General features: G+C 53.6%; 16 protein-coding genes and 3 tRNA genes. 10 read left to right on the top strand and 9 right to left on the bottom strand.

The annotated features are described in order from the left end of the window. The first annotated feature begins 58 nt into the window (after positions 1 to 58). On the top strand, positions 59 to 511 hold the full coding sequence (fur, locus tag GKAS_RS06210; protein ID WP_035892692.1) for a ferric iron uptake transcriptional regulator: 453 nt from the start codon (positions 59 to 61) through the stop codon (positions 509 to 511). 111 nt (positions 512 to 622) lie between these two features. On the opposite strand, the gene GKAS_RS06205 is transcribed toward fur, so the two are convergent. The 4 genes from GKAS_RS06205 to nagE all read right to left on the bottom strand — a co-directional run bounded on the left by GKAS_RS06205 (position 623) and on the right by nagE (position 6,677). Next, positions 623 to 958 carry a ChiQ/YbfN family lipoprotein gene (locus GKAS_RS06205; protein ID WP_035892691.1) on the bottom strand — a complete coding sequence of 112 codons (336 nt, stop codon included), beginning with the start codon at positions 956 to 958 and terminating at the stop codon, positions 623 to 625. Positions 959 to 1,007: 49 nt separating this feature from the next. Continuing rightward, a complete protein-coding gene (gene chiP / locus GKAS_RS06200; RefSeq protein WP_035892689.1) occupies positions 1,008 to 2,414 on the bottom strand; it encodes a chitoporin ChiP in 1,407 nt (468 codons plus the stop codon). 467 nt (positions 2,415 to 2,881) lie between these two features. After that, positions 2,882 to 4,540, bottom strand: coding sequence for a glutamine--tRNA ligase (gene glnS, locus GKAS_RS06195; RefSeq protein ID WP_035892688.1), 1,659 nt, complete (start codon positions 4,538 to 4,540; stop codon positions 2,882 to 2,884). Between the two features lie 187 nt (positions 4,541 to 4,727). Continuing rightward, complete coding sequence (gene nagE, locus GKAS_RS06190) at positions 4,728 to 6,677, bottom strand: PTS N-acetyl glucosamine transporter subunit IIABC (RefSeq protein ID WP_035892687.1); 1,950 nt, start codon at positions 6,675 to 6,677, stop codon at positions 4,728 to 4,730. 341 nt (positions 6,678 to 7,018) lie between these two features. On the opposite strand from nagE, the gene nagB reads away from it, so the two are divergent. The 5 genes from nagB (at position 7,019) to asnB (ending at position 13,129) form a co-directional block, all read left to right on the top strand. After that, positions 7,019 to 7,819 (top strand): glucosamine-6-phosphate deaminase, encoded by an 801-nt coding sequence (gene nagB, locus GKAS_RS06185; RefSeq protein WP_035892686.1) that lies wholly within the window; start codon positions 7,019 to 7,021, stop codon positions 7,817 to 7,819. Positions 7,820 to 7,876: 57 nt separating this feature from the next. Beyond that, positions 7,877 to 9,025 carry an N-acetylglucosamine-6-phosphate deacetylase gene (gene nagA, locus GKAS_RS06180; RefSeq protein ID WP_035892685.1) on the top strand — a complete coding sequence of 383 codons (1,149 nt, stop codon included), beginning with the start codon at positions 7,877 to 7,879 and terminating at the stop codon, positions 9,023 to 9,025. 8 nt (positions 9,026 to 9,033) lie between these two features. Further along, positions 9,034 to 10,254: a DNA-binding transcriptional regulator NagC gene (gene nagC, locus GKAS_RS06175; protein ID WP_035892684.1), complete on the top strand. Its 1,221-nt coding sequence runs from the start codon at positions 9,034 to 9,036 to the stop codon at positions 10,252 to 10,254. 68 nt (positions 10,255 to 10,322) lie between these two features. Continuing rightward, positions 10,323 to 11,075 (top strand): HAD-IIA family hydrolase, encoded by a 753-nt coding sequence (locus GKAS_RS06170; protein WP_035892682.1) that lies wholly within the window; start codon positions 10,323 to 10,325, stop codon positions 11,073 to 11,075. A gap of 389 nt (positions 11,076 to 11,464) precedes the next feature. Continuing rightward, positions 11,465 to 13,129 (top strand): asparagine synthase B, encoded by a 1,665-nt coding sequence (gene asnB / locus GKAS_RS06165; RefSeq protein ID WP_035892681.1) that lies wholly within the window; start codon positions 11,465 to 11,467, stop codon positions 13,127 to 13,129. A gap of 74 nt (positions 13,130 to 13,203) precedes the next feature. Here asnB and GKAS_RS06160 read toward each other — a convergent pair whose 3' ends face one another. Genes GKAS_RS06160 through GKAS_RS23720 form a run of 5 tightly spaced genes read right to left on the bottom strand, consistent with a single transcriptional unit; the run spans position 13,204 to position 16,919 of the window. Beyond that, positions 13,204 to 15,288 (bottom strand): heavy metal translocating P-type ATPase, encoded by a 2,085-nt coding sequence (locus tag GKAS_RS06160; RefSeq protein WP_035892679.1) that lies wholly within the window; start codon positions 15,286 to 15,288, stop codon positions 13,204 to 13,206. Then, positions 15,285 to 15,593 (bottom strand): YtxH domain-containing protein, encoded by a 309-nt coding sequence (locus GKAS_RS06155; protein WP_035892678.1) that lies wholly within the window; start codon positions 15,591 to 15,593, stop codon positions 15,285 to 15,287. The genes GKAS_RS06160 and GKAS_RS06155 overlap by 4 nt, the downstream gene beginning before the upstream one ends. Further along, positions 15,580 to 15,891, bottom strand: coding sequence for a magnetosome protein MamC family protein (locus GKAS_RS06150; RefSeq protein ID WP_035892677.1), 312 nt, complete (start codon positions 15,889 to 15,891; stop codon positions 15,580 to 15,582). Before GKAS_RS06150 ends, GKAS_RS06155 begins: the two co-directional genes overlap by 14 nt. After that, positions 15,875 to 16,573: a YtxH domain-containing protein gene (locus tag GKAS_RS06145; protein WP_051910728.1), complete on the bottom strand. Its 699-nt coding sequence runs from the start codon at positions 16,571 to 16,573 to the stop codon at positions 15,875 to 15,877. The genes GKAS_RS06150 and GKAS_RS06145 overlap by 17 nt, the downstream gene beginning before the upstream one ends. Positions 16,574 to 16,592: 19 nt before the next feature. Then, positions 16,593 to 16,919, bottom strand: a complete 327-nt coding sequence (locus GKAS_RS23720) for an HMA2 domain-containing protein (protein WP_072011359.1) — start codon at positions 16,917 to 16,919, stop codon at positions 16,593 to 16,595. Between the two features lie 206 nt (positions 16,920 to 17,125). Between GKAS_RS23720 and GKAS_RS06135 the strand changes: the two genes are divergently transcribed. The 4 genes from GKAS_RS06135 to GKAS_RS06120 all read left to right on the top strand — a co-directional run bounded on the left by GKAS_RS06135 (position 17,126) and on the right by GKAS_RS06120 (position 17,957). Further along, positions 17,126 to 17,491 (top strand): hypothetical protein, encoded by a 366-nt coding sequence (locus GKAS_RS06135; RefSeq protein ID WP_035892675.1) that lies wholly within the window; start codon positions 17,126 to 17,128, stop codon positions 17,489 to 17,491. 200 nt (positions 17,492 to 17,691) lie between these two features. Next, positions 17,692 to 17,768: transfer RNA gene (locus tag GKAS_RS06130), tRNA-Met, on the top strand. A 9-nt stretch (positions 17,769 to 17,777) separates the two neighbouring features. Continuing rightward, a tRNA-Leu gene (locus GKAS_RS06125) sits at positions 17,778 to 17,862 on the top strand. Between the two features lie 23 nt (positions 17,863 to 17,885). Next, positions 17,886 to 17,957, top strand: a tRNA-Gln gene (locus tag GKAS_RS06120). The last annotated feature ends 2 nt before the right edge of the window (positions 17,958 to 17,959 follow it).

Below are 17,959 nucleotides of genomic sequence, written 5' to 3'. Positions count from 1 at the left end.
TTCTCTGTGATACTTTCACTGATGGAAGTTGATCGTTTAGCAACAGGACAGATTCCGCATGACTGACAACAATACCGCATTAAAGAAGGCTGGCCTGAAAGTCACACTTCCACGGTTAAAGATTCTGGAAGTCCTTCAGGAACCGGATAACCACCATGTCAGCGCGGAAGACTTATATAAACGCCTGATCGACATGGGTGAAGAGATTGGTTTGGCCACGGTTTACCGCGTACTTAACCAGTTTGATGACGCCGGCATCGTGACTCGTCATAATTTTGAAGGCGGTAAATCCGTTTTCGAACTGACCCAGCAGCATCACCACGATCATCTGATTTGCCTCGACTGCGGCAAAGTGATCGAGTTCAGCGATGATTCCATCGAAGCTCGTCAGCGTGAAATCGCGTCGAAGCATGGTATTCGCTTAACGAACCACAGTCTTTATCTCTACGGTCACTGCGCTGAAGGCGACTGCCGTGAAGATGAACACGCGCATGACGCAGTCGCAAAATAAGCGTACTGCCTCTCGAAAAGCCAGCCTATGCGCTGGTTTTTTTATGCCCTGCGTTTACGACACCCACAAAAAAACCGCTGCAAGCAGCGGTTTTTTATTATCAGCATAAGCCTATTTCTGCGGCGTATTGTTGCTGCGAATTTCTTGCCAGATCTTATCGCAGTTTTTTGCTACTGCTTCATCATTACCCATTTTTCTAGCGTTAATGCATTTCTGGTAGTCGATGACGCGCACGCTTTCCTGGTTCGCGAACTGCTCGTGTGCTTTCTCTTGCTTCAGCACATTCAGTACGCTTTGACAGGCCTGAATTTTATCCGGGTTGCCTTCTGCGGTGTTAATACAGGCGCTGTAGGCATCCTTCAGCTTGCTATCTTCCTTCGGCGCAGGAGATTGCGCACAGGCGGTTAACCCGGCGGCCATCAGCGCAACAATAATCAGTTTTTTCATACGATGAGCCTCTTAGCGGCGGCAGAGGTTTCCCCCTGCCGCGTTAGCATCAGAAAATGGTGAACGGTGCGATAACCATGAATTTCACGTCACGCTCATCCTGGAAGATGTTGCCGTAACCACCGCCCCAGCTTGGGATATCGGAGTGGTTGTCATACTGAGTGAAGTGCAGTTTGAACAGCGTACCTTTCGCACGACCATCCTGTACGGTGTATGCCACATCGAGGCTGTAGGCAGACTCTTTGATCTTGTTGTTCTTGTCGTAGTACGCATCCGGGTTCATCTGCCAGGTCGCTGGCTTAGCATCCCATGCGTAAACGTAAGAAGCACCCACTGCCCAACCCGGCAGATCCCAGTTTTTCAGGTCATACATAGTACCGAAGAAGACCGCTTTTTCGCCGTTGGCGTTGAAGTCAGAGCGGTTATCCCACCAGATATCCAGACGACCGTTAGAGGAGGCGTAGGTTGGCGTCATACGCTGCAGGAAGTAACCCTGCTGGCCTTCTGCTTTAACCCAGGTCCCTTCCAGACGGAAGTCGAAGACTTCTTGCAGCTTGTAGCCGAAGGTTAATGCTTGCAGCCATGCGGTGCCGTCATAGATGTCGTTGACGCCGTGATCGCTCACCTTGTCACGGGTACCGTAGAACTGGTAGCTGGTGGTCAGCGGGCCGCCAGGGATATCAAATTTGTAGCTACCTTTGGCGAAGTACTGATCGATATAGCCTTCTGCCTGACCAAATGCGGCTTCCAGCACCAGGTCATTTTTGAAATCGTATTTCGCACCGATGGAGTGCAGGTAATCAACTTTGGTCTTCTTATCGTTCTGATAGAAGTTGTCCATTTCAAGGTGCCAAGGCGCCTTGTAGTTGTTGGTCCACATGTAGGAGAAGCTCAGCGCGCCAGCATCACCGTAGTCGAAATTGGCCCCGGCTTCAGCACCCTGATAGGTACCTGGCATAAAGCTCCAGTGCGGCGCCAGCAGCGTCTGACCGGTTGGCTGGATGTAACCTGCGCGAGCCCATGCAGGCCCTAATTTAAATTTAGCTGCCGCTTTATACAGGCTGATACCGCTCTTATCGCCGCTGTAATCTTCGCTGTAGCCTTTGTTCTTAGAGGAGAACGCAATTTCGTTCGGGTGACCGCTTTCTGCGCTTTCCGCCATTTCAATTGCGGTGAACGCAGCAATATCGATACCGAACATATCGGCAGCATAGCCAGACTGGAAGTCGAGGTTGGCGTTCCAGGTGGAATGAGAAAGGTTGGTTTTGTATTTGTCATTATCGGTGACATCTTTACGGTCACGCTCACGCTGCCAGTAATAGATACCGCCGGTCAGTGTAGAATCATCGATGAAACCTTCTGCTTTTGCTTCCGGGGTCATCATAAAGCCTGACATTGCTGTCACACCGGCGATAGCCAGCGCCAGCGTACTACGTTTGCCACTAAACGTACGCATAGTTATATCCTCTTTGACTTTTAAAAATGCCGCTGCAAAGCAGAAGCAAAAAATAAAAACTTTAAAAAAAATGAACTTCTTAAAAAAGGTGTTTCGCTACACCGATAGACTATTTTTCGCGACGCGAATTATCAATCCTTTTCCTCAACGAGAGTGCAGGATTATGACAAAGCGCACATATTTGGTTTCTGTTTGTAACAGCGTGCGTTATTGAAACATATTCACGTCAGGCCTTGTGGGCTCTGGGTTAAATGTGAATGAGAGCGTTTACATAATGTTTCTGTGATAGAAGAGATCAAAAATGAAGAAGCGCTTAGGCTTAGAAGGTTTGCATTAATTCGCTACGCGAAACTATGAGGGGACGTATTTTTTCATCCGAAAGAACACCGTTATTCCAACGAAAGTTTTCGTTAAAAACGAGGCAAAAAAAACGCCGCATGGGCGGCGTTTTTATTATTGGGTGTTAATTACCCCACCCAGGTGTCTCGTAAACCAACGGTACGGTTAAACACCAGCTTCTCAGCCGTGGTGTAGCGGCTGTCCAGGCAGAAGTAACCCTCACGCTCGAACTGGAACGCTTTACCGGCTTCAGCGGCCTGCAGAGACGGCTCAGCGTAGCCCTGCTTGATAACCAGTGACTCTGGGTTCATTACCGACAGGAAGTCTTCTGCGGCACCAGGGTTTGGCACGCTGAAGAGACGGTCGTACAGACGAATTTCAACCGGCAGCGCATGTGCCGCGCTAACCCAGTGAATGACGCCCTTCACTTTACGGCCATCTGCTGGGTCTTTGCTCAGGGTATCAGCATCGTAGGTACAGAAGATGGTGGTGATATTGCCTTCAGCATCCTTCTCTACGCGCTCTGCTTTCACCACATAGGCGTTACGCAGACGAACTTCTTTACCCATCACCAGGCGCTTGTACTGCTTGTTAGCTTCTTCGCGGAAGTCCGCTCGGTCGATCCAGATCTCAGCGCTAAACGGCACGTCACGGCTACCCATTTCCGGCTTATTCGGATGGTTAGGCATAGAAACCAGCTCGCTTTCGCCCTGCGGGTAGTTTTCGATAACCAGTTTAACCGGGTCGATAACCGCCATCGCGCGCGGCGCGTTTTCGTTGAGATCTTCGCGAATGCAGGATTCCAGCGAAGCCATCTCAATGGTGTTGTCCTGCTTGGTGACGCCGATGCGCTTACAGAATTCACGGATAGACGCCGCGGTATAACCACGACGACGCAGACCGGAAATGGTCGGCATGCGTGGGTCATCCCAGCCTTCTACGTGTTTTTCCATTACCAATTGGTTCAGCTTACGCTTGGACATCACGGTGTATTCCAGATTCAGGCGCGAGAATTCGTACTGGCGCGGGTGAACCGGGATGGTGATGTTGTCCAGCACCCAGTCGTACAGACGACGGTTGTCCTGGAATTCCAGCGTACACAGGGAGTGCGTAATGCCTTCCAGCGCATCGCTGATGCAGTGAGTAAAGTCGTACATCGGGTAGATGCACCACTTGGTGCCGGTCTGGTGGTGATCGGCAAATTTAATGCGGTACAGCACCGGATCGCGCATGACGATAAACGGCGAAGCCATATCGATTTTAGCGCGCAGGCAGGCAGTACCTTCAGCAAAGCCGCCAGTACGCATTTTTTCGAACAGCGCCAGGTTCTCTTCCACGCTGCGATCGCGGTACGGGCTGTTTTTGCCCGGTGCGGTCAGCGAACCGCGGTATTCGCGGATCTGCTCAGGCGTCAGTTCATCAACGTACGCCAGGCCTTTGTTGATAAGCTCGACCGCGTAGGCATGCAGCTGATCGAAGTAATCAGAAGAGTAACGGACGTTGCCAGACCAGTGAAAACCTAACCACTCGACGTCGTTTTTGATGGACTCAACGTATTCGATGTCTTCTTTAACTGGGTTGGTGTCATCGAAACGCAGGTTGCACTGGCCTTGATAATCTTGCGCAATGCCAAAGTTCAGGCAGATGGATTTCGCATGGCCGATGTGCAGATAGCCATTCGGCTCTGGCGGAAAACGAGTATGCACCGTGTTGTGCTTACCGGTAGCCAGATCTTCATCAATGATCTGACGAATAAAGTTAGTCGGGCGGGCTTCAGCCTCACTCATCGTGGATTCCTCAAAGCGTAAACAACGTATAACGGCACATGATCTTATAAGCCGCGCCCGGAGACAACTATTTGTTGCACAAAAAAGGCGATGGAATATCGAATATGGGGGTATTTGCTGCAAAAAAAAGCGGCGGAGGATTTCCCCCCGCCGCTTAAGGCACTTAACTCACTTTACTCAGGAGCAGTTATTTACCTTTAATCTCATACAGTGGCGTTTGACCGGCAACCACATGACCTTCGGCTTTGATCACCAGACCACCGAAATCATCGCTGTTGCTGCAAACTACCGGGCTAATCATCGAGCGCGCATTGGCGTTTAGGAAGTCCAGGTCCATTTCCAGGATTGGCTCACCCGCTTTCACTTCTGCCCCCTCTTCAACCAGACGTTTGAAGCCTTTACCTTCCAGCGCCACGGTATCGATACCCATGTGGACAACGATTTCCGCGCCTTTGTCAGTTTCCAGGCAGAACGCGTGGTTGGTGTTGAAGATTTTCACGATGGTGCCCGCTGCTGGGGAAACTACGGTTTTATCCGTTGGTTTAACCGCCACACCGTCACCGACCGCTTTGCTGGCGAAGGCTTCATCAGGAACCTGCTCCAGCGCAACCACATCACCGGTAATCGGAGAAACCAGAGTTTCTACGGTCGCGGCGTTAGCCACAGCCTGCGGTTTTGCCGCCGCTGGTGCTGCTGGCGCTGCGCTTTCCGCTGCTGCTGCGGCAACCGGGCCACGAGCAACGACTTTCTTCATCGCGTCGCCGATAGACTCAGCTTTCGCACCCACGATAACCTGGATGGTTTGTTTGTTCAGTTTCACCACACCGGAAGCGCCAAGACGTTTACACATCGCGTCGCTCACCTTCGCGGAGTCGCCTACGGTCAGGCGCAGACGGGTAATACAGGCATCAATCGCTTTCAGGTTGTCAGTACCACCAACCGCGGCAATGTAGTTAGTTGCCAGCTGATTCAGACCTTCTTCGGTGTTGCTGTTGGCTTCTTCAGTCACCACGTTGTCGTCTTTATCTTCACGACCTGGTGTTTTCAGGTTGAACATGCGGATAACCACGCTGAACAGCACGAAGTAGATAACGAAGAACACCAGACCCATTACCACCAGCATCCAGACGTTCTTACTTGCTGCCGGCAGGCTGTACATCAACACGTAGTCGATAGCGCCTGCGGAGAAGGAGAAGCCTGCGTGGATACCCAGCAGCGTTGCGATGAACAGGCTAACGCCGGTCAGAATCGCGTGCAGCAGGTACAGTACCGGCGCCAGGAACATGAACAGGAATTCCAGCGGCTCGGTTACACCGGTCAGGAATGCGGTGACCGCCACGGACAGCAGCATACCGCCAACCATTGGACGACGCGCTTTCGGTGCTGCGAAGTACATCGCCAGCGCCGCACCCGGCAGACCAAACATCATGATTGGGAAGAAGCCGGACATGAACATACCCGCAGTGCCGTCACCCGCATAGAAGCGGTTGATGTCACCGTGGAAGACCGCACCGGCCGCGTTGGTGAACTCACCAATCTGGAACCAGGCGATGGTGTTCAGCACCTGATGCAGACCGGTTGGGATCAGCAAACGGTTGATGAAGCCAAAGATACCGGAGCCCAGCGCGCCAGCGCCAACGATCCACTCACCACCTGCGTGGATGGCGTTCTGCACCGGTGGCCACACGTAGCCAAAGATGGCTGCCAGCACCAGACAGAAGAAGCCAGTGGCGATTGGCACGAAGCGTTTGCCGCCGAAGAAGCTCAGGAAGTCAGGCAGTTTGATACCCGCCCAACGGTTATAAACGGCACCACCGACCAGACCGGTAATGATACCTGCCAGGACACCCATGTTAATGGCTGGGTTGATGGTGACCATTGCTTTAGTCAGTACGAAATAACCGACCGCGCCTGCCAATGCTGCTGCACCCGCGCTGTCTTTAGACCAGCTGGATGCCACACCGATGGCAAAAATCAGCGCCAGGTTATCAAAGATAGACCCGCCCGCTTGCGCGATGAACGGCACGTTAAGTAAGTCTGGCTGACCGAATCGCAGCAACAGCGCCGCCACCGGCAGCACGGCGATAGGGAGCTGTAACGCCCTACCTAGTCGCTGGAAAAACCCTAAAATATTCATCTTATTCCCCCTACGAGCCCCCGATACGGCTCATTTAAGCCATTTTTTTATTGTGCAAAAAAGCATGACACTGCGATGTCTTGTAAACTGCAATCACAACTCTGAGGATTATGAGTGTGTGGAAGTTTAATTCGTATCGCAAATTAAACACGTGTTTTTTGTGACTATTGTCACCAAATATTGTTATCACCACTCCCTTTCGCTGGCTAACCATGAAAACTTATTTTATGATTCAAAAAATCAAAACGGATTGCTCCCTGACGATGCAAACAGGTGACGCTTAAAGCGTGTACGGAGATGCCATCCGCCAACTTCTTACATTTTACATTTTGAGGTGAAGAATGAGACTGATTCCTCTCGTTAACGCTGAACAAGTCGGCAAATGGGCTGCCCGCCACATCGTTAACCGTATCAATGCTTTCAAACCTACCGCGGACCGTCCGTTCGTCCTCGGCTTGCCAACCGGCGGCACCCCGCTGGCAACCTATAAAGTATTAGTTGAAATGCATAAAGCGGGCCAGGTGAGCTTTAAGCATGTCGTCACCTTCAACATGGACGAATACGTTGGTCTGCCAAAAGAGCATCCGGAAAGCTATTACAGCTTCATGCACCGCAACTTCTTCGACCACATTGATATCCCAGAAGAAAATATCAACCTGCTGAACGGCAACGCGCCGGATGTTGACGCAGAATGTCGTCGTTATGAAGAAAAAATTCGTTCTTACGGTAAAATTCACCTGTTTATGGGTGGCGTGGGCAACGATGGTCACATCGCGTTCAACGAACCGGCGTCTTCCCTTTCTTCCCGTACCCGTATCAAAACGTTGACGCATGAAACCCGCGTCGCAAACTCCCGTTTCTTTGACGGCGACGTTGCACTGGTACCAAAATATGCGCTGACCGTTGGCGTAGGTACACTGCTGGACGCTGAAGAAGTGATGATTCTGGTGCAGGGATCAACTAAAGCGCTGGCGCTGCAGCAAGCGGTTGAAGGCAACGTTAACCATATGTGGACCATCACCTGTCTGCAGCTGCATCCGAAATCGCTGATTGTCTGCGACGAACCTTCTACCATGGAGTTGAAGGTCAAGACCCTGAAATATTTCAATGAATTAGAAGCTGAAAATATTAAAGGCCTGTAATGTCTTATCGTCCCGTGGTCTACCGCGGGACAAATTTTTAGAACACCGGGGGTCGTAATGTATGCATTAACCCATGGCCGAATCTATACCGGCCACGAAATTCTGGATGACCATGCGATTATCGTCGCCAATGGCCTTATTGAACGTATTTGCCCACTGGCCGATGTACCAGCGAACGTCGAACAGCGTTCTGTTAATGGCGCCATTCTCGCCCCTGGTTTTATCGACGTTCAGCTTAACGGCTGCGGCGGCGTTCAGTTCAACGACACCGCCGAAGCGGTCACCGTTGAAACGCTGGAAATCATGCAGAAAGCCAACGAGAAATCAGGCTGCACCAACTATCTGCCTACGCTCATCACCACCAGCGACGACCTGATGAAACAGGGTATCCGCGTGATGCGCGAATATCTGGCGAAGCATCCTAACCAGGCGCTGGGTCTGCACCTTGAAGGCCCGTGGTTGAATCTGGTGAAAAAAGGCACTCACAACCCAAGCTTCGTGCGTAAACCCGATGCTGAATTAGTGAAGTTCCTCTGTGATAACGCAGACGTCATCACCAAAGTGACCCTGGCACCCGAAATGGTTGCACCGGAAGTCATCACCGCGCTGGCCAATGCCGGTATCGTCGTTTCTGCGGGCCACTCCAACGCCACCGCGCAAGAAGCACGCGTAGGTTTCCGCGCAGGTATCACCTTCGCGACGCACCTGTTTAACGCGATGCCTTATATGTCTGGCCGCGAACCGGGTCTGACCGGGGCTATCCTGGATGCGAACGAAATCTACTGCGGCATCATTGCTGACGGCCTGCACGTGGACTACATCAATATCCGTAACGCCAAGCGCCTGAAAGGCGATAAGCTGTGTCTGGTAACCGATGCCACCGCACCGGCAGGCGCCGATATTGATCAGTTCATTTTTGCTGGTAAAACAATATACTACCGTAATGGACTCTGTGTTGATGAAAACGGTACATTGAGCGGTTCCTCGCTGACCATGATCGAAGGCGTTCGCAATCTGGTAGAACATGCCAATATTGCGCTCGACGAAGTGCTTCGCATGGCAACGCTCTACCCTGCTCGCGCCATTGGCGTTGAAAAACGTCTCGGCAGCATTGCACCGGGCAAGGTCGCGAACCTGACCGCATTCACGCACGACTTTAAAATCATCAAGACCATCGTTAATGGCAACGAGGTCGTTACTGAGTAAGAGAAAGTATGACATCAGGCGGACAAGCTCAAATTGGTAATGTTGACCTCGTAAAACAGCTTAACAGCGCGGCCGTTTACCGCCTGATTGACCAGCATGGGCCAATCTCGCGTATTCAGATTGCCGAGCAGAGCCAGCTTGCTCCCGCCAGCGTGACCAAAATCACGCGTCAGCTTATTGAGCGCGGATTGATCAAAGAAGTCGATCAGCAGGCCTCCACCGGAGGCCGCCGCGCTATCTCCATCATTACCGAAACCCGTAATTTCCACGCCATTGGCGTTCGTCTTGGCCGTCACGACACGACCCTCACGCTGTACGATCTAAGCAGTAAAGCGGTTGCTGAAGAGCATTATCCGCTACCTGAGCGCACCCAGGAAACGCTGGAACATGCCCTGCTTAACACCATCGGTACTTTTATTGAATCGTGCCAGCGTAAAATTCGTGAGCTGATTGCTATTTCAGTAATTCTGCCTGGGCTGGTTGACCCTGAGAGCGGCGTTATTCGCTATATGCCGCACATCCCGGTGGAAAACTGGCGTCTGGTTGAAGCGCTGGAAAAACGCTTCAAAGTGACCTGTTTTGTGGGTCACGATATCCGCAGCCTGGCGCTGGCCGAGCACTACTTTGGTGCAAGCCAGGACTGTGAAGACTCCATTCTGGTGCGTGTGCATCGCGGCACCGGCGCAGGCATTATCTCCAACGGGCGCATTTTTATCGGCCGCAACGGCAACGTCGGTGAGATTGGTCATATTCAGGTCGATCCGCTCGGCGAGCGCTGCCACTGTGGTAACTTTGGCTGTCTGGAAACCGTGGCCGCCAATGCCGCTATTGAGCAACGCGTGCGTCATCTGCTGGAGCAGGGCTACCAAAGCCGTGTAACGCTCGACGATTGCCACATCAAAACTATCTGCAAAGCCGCTAACAAGGGCGACGCGCTGGCAACCGAAGTGATTGAGCATGTAGGCCGTCATCTCGGTAAAACCATCGCCATTGCCATTAACCTGTTTAACCCGCAGAAAGTGGTAATTGCCGGTGAAATCATCGAGGCCGACCGCGTGCTGCTGCCCGCCATTGAAGGCTGCATTAACACGCAGGTTTTAAAGGCTTTTCGCAAGAATCTGCCGGTGGTACGTTCAACCCTCGACCACCGCTCCGCGATTGGCGCATTTGCGCTGGTCAAGCGCGCAATGCTCAACGGTATCCTGCTACAACATTTGTTGGAAGGTTAGTCCTAAGAGGCAACGCCGGGGATAACGTGTATAATTACGCCTCTTTAAAAACAAACGCCAGGTAGTCCATGACCATTCAGAATGTAATCTGTGATATTGACGGCGTGCTGATGCACGACAACGTTGCCGTGCCGGGTGCGGCGGAATTCGTCGCACGCGTACTGGATAAAGGTATGCCGTTTCTCTGTCTGACCAACTACCCTTCACAGACGGGCCAGGATTTGGCAAACCGCTTCGCCACCGCAGGCATCGACGTGCCTGACAGCGTGTTTTATACCTCCGCCATGGCAACCGCCGATTTCCTGCGCCGCCAGGAAGGGAAAAAAGCGTACGTGGTTGGTGAAGGGGCATTGATCCACGAGCTCTATAAAGCCGGGTTCACCATTACCGACGTCAACCCGGACTTCGTTATCGTGGGTGAAACACGTTCCTTTAACTGGGAAATGATGCACAAGGCGGCATTCTTCGTCGCCAATGGCGCTCGCTTCATCGCCACAAACCCAGACACCCATGGCCGCGGCTATTACCCAGCCTGTGGCGCACTGTGCGCCGGTATCGAAAAAATCTCTGGCCGTAAGCCGTTTGTTGTTGGCAAGCCAAGCCCGTGGATCATCCGCGCCGCACTGAACAAAATGCAGGCCCACTCTGAGCAGACGGTTATCGTCGGCGATAATCTTCGCACCGATATTCTGGCTGGCTTCCAGGCAGGGCTCGAGACCATTCTGGTTCTCTCTGGCGTCTCCACCGTTGATGACATCGACAATATGCCGTTCAGGCCATCGTGGATTTACCCATCGGTTGCCGAAATCGATATCCTTTAATGATCCAGCCGCTGCAAATGGCAGCGGCAACACCGGTGCCCGCTCGGGCATCGGTCCAACGAATCCCTCTGACTTCTCTCTTCTTTTTTTCTGTTGCTTAGACCCGTTCTAACGTCACCCGGCAATATCTGAAGAGTTGGCTAACAACTTGCCCCACAGAAAACATATTCACTAAAAAAAACACGTTTAAAATAACAATTCATCAATAATAGAGAAGTTAACGTACGTATTTTTTAGTATTCATTAACCCCTATTGCATTATTTCTTTCAGGGGCTGAAAAAACCTTGCGCCTGCTCGCCCTTTGCGGCATTTTTTTAGTCATGCAAAGACGCTGCGACAGTACAGCGCCGCACAATTTCACAGCACAACAGGGTTAACGGAGAAGTCTATGTGTTCTATTTTCGGTGTACTGGATATTAAAACTGATGCGGTCGAGCTGCGTAAAAAGGCGCTTGAGCTCTCCCGCCTGATGCGCCACCGTGGCCCGGACTGGTCTGGGATCTACGCAAGTGATAAAGCGATTCTCGCACATGAACGCTTGTCGATTGTTGACGTCAACGCCGGTGCCCAGCCGCTGTATAACGAAAAGAAAACGCACGCTCTGGCCGTCAACGGTGAAATCTACAACCATCAGGCACTGCGCGCTGAATACGGCGACCGTTACCAGTTCCAGACCGGTTCTGACTGCGAAGTCATCCTCGCGCTGTATCAGGAAAAAGGTCCAGAATTCCTCGACGATCTGCAAGGGATGTTCGCCTTCGCGCTGTACGACAGCGAGCAAGACGCGTACCTGATTGGCCGCGACCATATCGGTATTATCCCGCTGTACATGGGTCACGACGAATTCGGTAACTTCTACGTCGCTTCTGAAATGAAAGCACTGACCCCAGTTTGCCGCACCATTCAGGAGTTCCCTGCCGGTAGCTATCTGTGGAGCAAAGACGGTGAAATCCGTCAGTATTACCAGCGTGATTGGTTCGACTACGATGCGGTTAAAGACAACGTAACCGACAAAAACGAACTGCGCCAGGCGCTGGAAGAATCGGTGAAAAGCCACCTGATGTCTGACGTACCGTACGGCGTGCTGCTTTCCGGCGGCCTGGATTCTTCGGTTATCTCGGCAATCACCAAGAAATTCGCCGCGCGCCGTGTAGAAGATCAGGAACGCTCAGAAGCCTGGTGGCCGCAGCTGCACTCCTTCGCCGTCGGCCTGGAAGGGTCTCCTGACCTGAAAGCCGCGCAGGAAGTGGCAAACCACCTGGGTACCGTGCACCATGAAATTCACTTCACCGTGCAGGAAGGCCTGGATGCGATTCGCGACGTGATTTATCACATCGAAACCTACGACGTGACCACCATTCGTGCCTCAACGCCGATGTATCTGATGTCACGTAAAATCAAAGCGATGGGCATCAAAATGGTGCTGTCCGGTGAAGGTTCTGATGAAGTGTTTGGCGGCTACCTGTACTTCCACAAAGCGCCAAATGCCAAAGAACTGCATGAAGAGACCGTGCGTAAACTGCAGGCGCTGCACATGTACGACTGCGCCCGCGCCAACAAAGCGATGTCCGCCTGGGGCGTGGAAGCGCGTGTACCGTTCCTGGATAAAAAATTCCTCGACGTGGCGATGCGCATCAACCCACAGGACAAAATGTGCGGCAACGGCAAGATGGAAAAACACGTGCTGCGTGAGTGCTTCGAATCGTATCTGCCAGCAAGCGTTGCATGGCGCCAGAAAGAGCAGTTCTCCGACGGCGTAGGCTATAGCTGGATTGATACTCTGAAAGAAGTGGCGGCGAAACAGGTGACCGATCAGCAACTGGAAACTGCGCACTTCCGCTTCCCGTACAACACGCCAACGTCTAAAGAAGGCTATCTGTACCGTGAAATCTTTGAAGAGCTGTTCCCGGTGCCAAGCGCTGCGGAATGCGTTCCAGGCGGCCCATCCGTTGCATGCTCTTCCGCGAAAGCGATTGAGTGGGATGAAGCGTTCAAAACCATGGACGATCCTTCTGGTCGTGCGGTAGGCGTGCACCAGTCGGCTTACAAGTAAGCATGGCAGTGAGATAGAAAAAAGCCCCTGATGGTGACATCAGGGGCTTTTTATTTGCCGGGGTGAGAGCAAAACTACTCCCTACGCCCCTTCTTCGCCGCCAGCGATCGCAGCAACACGCCCAGCGTCGTCCCATTATGCAACATGGCACTCGCCCCCGGCGTCAACCAGCCCAGCGCCGCTGCCAGCATAATGGCGCTGTTCACCCACTCGGTCAGCTTGATGTTGCTGTTCACCAGCTTCATTGCCTCCAGTGAGAGTTGACGCGCGGTAACCACGCCATACAGGTTGTCCTGTAACAGCACGGCGTCCGCCGCCTGCTGCGCCAGCTCTGTACTCTGGTTCATGGCTAAACCAACGTCCGCCTGCGTCAGCACCGGCGCATCGTTGATACCATCGCCCACGAACATCACCTTGTGCCCCGCCTCCTGCAACGCTTTCACCACCTCGACCTTACTCTCCGGCGTGGCTTCGGCAACGTAGCGGTCAATGCCTACGCGTTCTGCAAGCTGGCACGCCTTCTCAGCGCGATCGCCAGTCAGCAAGACCACCTGGCGAATGCCGGACGCTTTAAGCTGCTCAATCACTTCAGAGGCTTCATCGCGCAGATGATCCTGCAGGCCGATCATCCCCACCAGTTGATTATCAAAACCGATAAACAGCAGGTGCCGCCCCTGGGCCGCCAGTTCATCGATCTCCGCTTCATACGGCGTGAAATCGATGTCGTAGTGGCAATCCAGGAAGTGGCGGCTGCCAATCACCAGCTGATGATCTTCCAGCGCGCAAAGCAGACCATGTGCAATGACATACTCCACTTCACCATGCGCAATATGCGGCAGTTCGTGGTGTTCTGCCGCCGCCACGACCGCATGGGCCAGCGGATGATTACTGTGCTCTTCTACCGAGGCAGCAATCGCCAGCAGACGCTTGGCCTGCACCAGTTGGTCGTTGAAGCTGATGACATCCGTCACCTGCATCTCGTCGTGAGTCAGGGTACCGGTTTTATCGAACACCACCGTATCGACATCCGCCAGCTTCTCGATCGCTCGCCCACCTTTCAGCAACAGACCGTTCTGCGCAGCCCGGTACATAATCGATTTAAAAGCGATTGGTGTACTGAGCTTCAGCGCACAGGAATAGTCCACGAGGAAGACGGAGGCCAGACGCTGCCAGCTACGAGTCATGGCAAACACCGCCGCGCCCACGCCAAGCGTGATGCCAACGCGACGGTCGGCCATGGCCTGAGTGACCTGCTGGGTTTCACTACGCTGGGTCAGCGAATCGCGGATAAAGCGGCGAATATGCGCCGTCGAGGAAGACTCCCCAACCTGCTCGGCGGTAATCGCGACATTTCCGTCCTGGATTTGCGTTCCCGCATAGACCCAGGAGCCCGGTTCACGACGTACCGGCACGCTTTCCCCGGTCATCGACGCCTGATTGACCTGAGCAATACCGCGCAGCACCGTGCCGTCGGCCGGGATATTATCCCCCGGACCAAGCAGCATCACATCGCCCGCCACCAGCTCACTGCTGTTGATCTCCACGCTTTCGCCATCGCGCTCAACCCATACCGGGTGCTCGCGCGGCTGCATCAGGTCAGCCAGCAACGCATCGGAGTGACGGCTGGTCTCCTGCTCCATGTACTCACCAAGCGTCAGCAGCGACTGCGTCAGCATGGCGGTACGGTTATCCCCGCGCAGCATCGACAAACTCAACGCCAGCGCATCCAGCACTTCGACCTTCAACTGCCCCTGGCTTAGGGTGTTCGCCCCTTCCAGGATAGTTGGAGCGGTCAACAGCGCCGCCGGTAGACGCGCCCAGCGAGGCGGCAGCACCTGCGTTAGCGCCAACCCAGCGAGGTTGAGGAGGTTATCGCCGCCGCAGTATTCGGTTTCAAACTCGCAGTCGTCCGCCGCTTGCCAGTCCAGCGTTTCCACCGCCGCCACAATGGCGGCAAGTGACGTTCGCGCGCGATCCCATTGGATCACCGCACTGCGCGCCGAAGGACGAATGCGCACACCGCTGACGCCGGGCAGCGTCAGGATCTGCTGTTTCAGCCACCCAGCGGCATCCGGATAGTCACCTAGCGCCGCGATTCGCAGGCGCACACGTCCGGGGATCTGGTGAACGACGGTAACCCGTTCGCCTACCGCACTCACTCGATCTCATCCTTATTCTGGCTACGGTAGTAGTCCAGTTCCGCCTGCAGATCGGCAATGCGTTCTTTCATCTCTTCCATTTCGCCTCGCACGGTACCCCAGGCTTTACTCGCCGTATTGGTGATCCCCTGCTGTACGTTACGGTTGGTCAGAAGATAGGTGATTGCCGCACCGGCCACCAGCCCGGTTAACAGGTGGGTGCGGCTATTGCTTGTCGTTGCCGCTGGTGCCTGCACCGGCATGGCTGCCGGATTACGTTCCCACGCACCGGTCCATGGGTTGTACAGGTATTCAGGCTGATTCATCGTTTCCTCGCTTAGCTATCGCATCCATAAGATAAAGAGAAGCGGCACCCACCCCGATAAGGGTCAGCACGGACTGCAGCGGACGGGTCTTATTGGCATCCGCTATCGCCATCACCGTTCCGCTGATAAGACTGGCCTTCGCCGTCGCCTTCATCACCGTGCAGGCCGCTTCATTCAGCGTTTGTTCATTTTCCTGGTAGCGCTGCCATTCACGCGCGCAGGCAGCACTTCCCCCGACAAGCGCGCCGGCAATAGCGGCGCGGCCTACTCGGTTTTGTCTGTCACGGCTGTTGTTCATCCGCTACGTCCTCATCATCAAACGGCATGGCACCCGGTTGGCGATGGCGCTCTACGGACTCCTGAAAGCCCTCTTTTCCTGCTTTCATGGTGTCGCGAAAGATAGCCGCGCTGGAGGTTGCCGTCTCTTTGATGGCCTCAGAGCTATTCTTCACGCCGTCTTTGACTTTGCTGGAACCGGCTTTGAGCATGTCACCTGCGCCCGCCAGCGTTTGCATCAGCATGCCGCGCACGGAATCGTTAGTCAGCAGCAGCGTCACTGCCGCCCCAACCATCGCCCCTTTCCAGAACTCTTTGTCGTCCATCCCAACGGTGCTGATGATATTTTTCAGCAGGCCAGCCTGGTCGCCCATCGCGCCATCAACTACGTGCTGCGCGTACTGGCTCCAGTCCACGCCCTGCTGCGCGGCAGCATGGTGATGATGGTGATGCGGGTGAGCAAACTGTGGAGGCACCGCGCCCTGAGGTGCCGGAGGGAAGCCCATAGGTGGGAACCCCATCGCCATTTGTGGTGGCATCTGCATTTGCGGCTGCGGTGGCATCTGTGGCTGAGGAGGAACCTGCCCGTTCTGCGGCCACGCCATTCCCTGCGGCATTGGTGGGTACGGATACCACGGGTAGCCGTATGGCGGATAGTAACCGGCCGGTGGAACTTGCTGTGCGTTGTTGTCATTGGTGCTCATGATGACTGTCCTTTTTCATTTAGTGAGAGGGGCTAAGAATGGCGGCCAGTTGCTCCAGCGCCTGCTGGGCCTGCTCGCCATCCTGACCAAACAGCTGATTGAGGATGTGCGGGCGAATCGCGGCTGCATCGTACTCAAGGACAATAGAGCCGGTATCGCTATTGATCTGATAACGCCGGAGGTACCCTTCAGGAGAGCAATAAGCATCAAGCTGCTTGAGCTTCCCCTGGCTAAGGCTGGCTATAAGCTTGTTGGAAAACCGCAGGCGTAAGCGCCCGGGGATATGGTGTGCCACTTCAACAAAGCGGCGCAAAGTCAGTAAGTCGCCCAAGGATTCAGCAGGCATATCATTTAATACCCTGATATTTATAGGTGGTATTAATGAAATCACAGATAGAAAACGCCAGATAGCACTAATCGCCCTTCTCTTGCGATGCGTCAAAAGGGAGCGTCCGATTCTTTTTTGCGCTGCGTGCGGTGAAGGCTGGACATGGGCGGAATGCAAATATAAATTACTCTCATTACCACTATATAAGTAAAAATGAGGCGGCTATGACTCCTTACCTGCACCAGACTCCCAATCGCATCCGCATCCGCTCAAGCTGGATACAGCGCCATCCGCACGAGGTTGAAAAGTTGATTGAGCAACTGCGCGCCCGTGACGGTATTAAAGAGGTGATTCACCGCTTATATGCCGGTTCCGTGGCGGTAAGCTTCGATCCCGCGCGTATTTCTGCCTCAACCCTGCTTAATGAGCTGGAACAGGCGCAATGGCTTAGCAGCCAGAAAGATAAAAGCTACATCGAGAACACCCTACGCGTAGGGGCCAGTCATTTATTAAAAACGCTGGCTTTCGGCGCGCTTAAGCGTACCGTGGGTGGTCCGGTGGTTTCTCTTGTTAGCGTATTAACGCGATAACCTTGCAGTGAATCCGGATGTATTGATGGCATGATTTAACGCGAAATAACCAATAATTGCCGAATAATGCGCCAGGCTGTTCACAACCCAACCAAACAGTCACATTCCGGTGAATTTCATTGAAAAAGGTGTTGACGGTATTGGGCTCAATACGCATAATGCGCCCCGCAACGCCGATAAGGTAACGCGAAAAAAAAGATGGCTACGTAGCTCAGTTGGTTAGAGCACATCACTCATAATGATGGGGTCACAGGTTCGAATCCCGTCGTAGCCACCATCTTTTTTTGCGGGAGTGGCGAAATTGGTAGACGCACCAGATTTAGGTTCTGGCGCCGCAAGGTGTGCGAGTTCAAGTCTCGCCTCCCGCACCATTCACCAATAAGCGTTGCACGGATGGGGTATCGCCAAGCGGTAAGGCACCGGTTTTTGATACCGGCATTCCCTGGTTCGAATCCAGGTACCCCAGCC

Origin of the sequence: Kluyvera ascorbata ATCC 33433 (genome assembly GCF_000735365.1) — a bacterium.
Classification (GTDB): domain Bacteria; phylum Pseudomonadota; class Gammaproteobacteria; order Enterobacterales; family Enterobacteriaceae; genus Kluyvera; species Kluyvera ascorbata.
The sequence above is the reverse complement of the archived record's forward strand: the minus strand, read 5'-3'. Positions and strand labels throughout refer to the sequence as shown.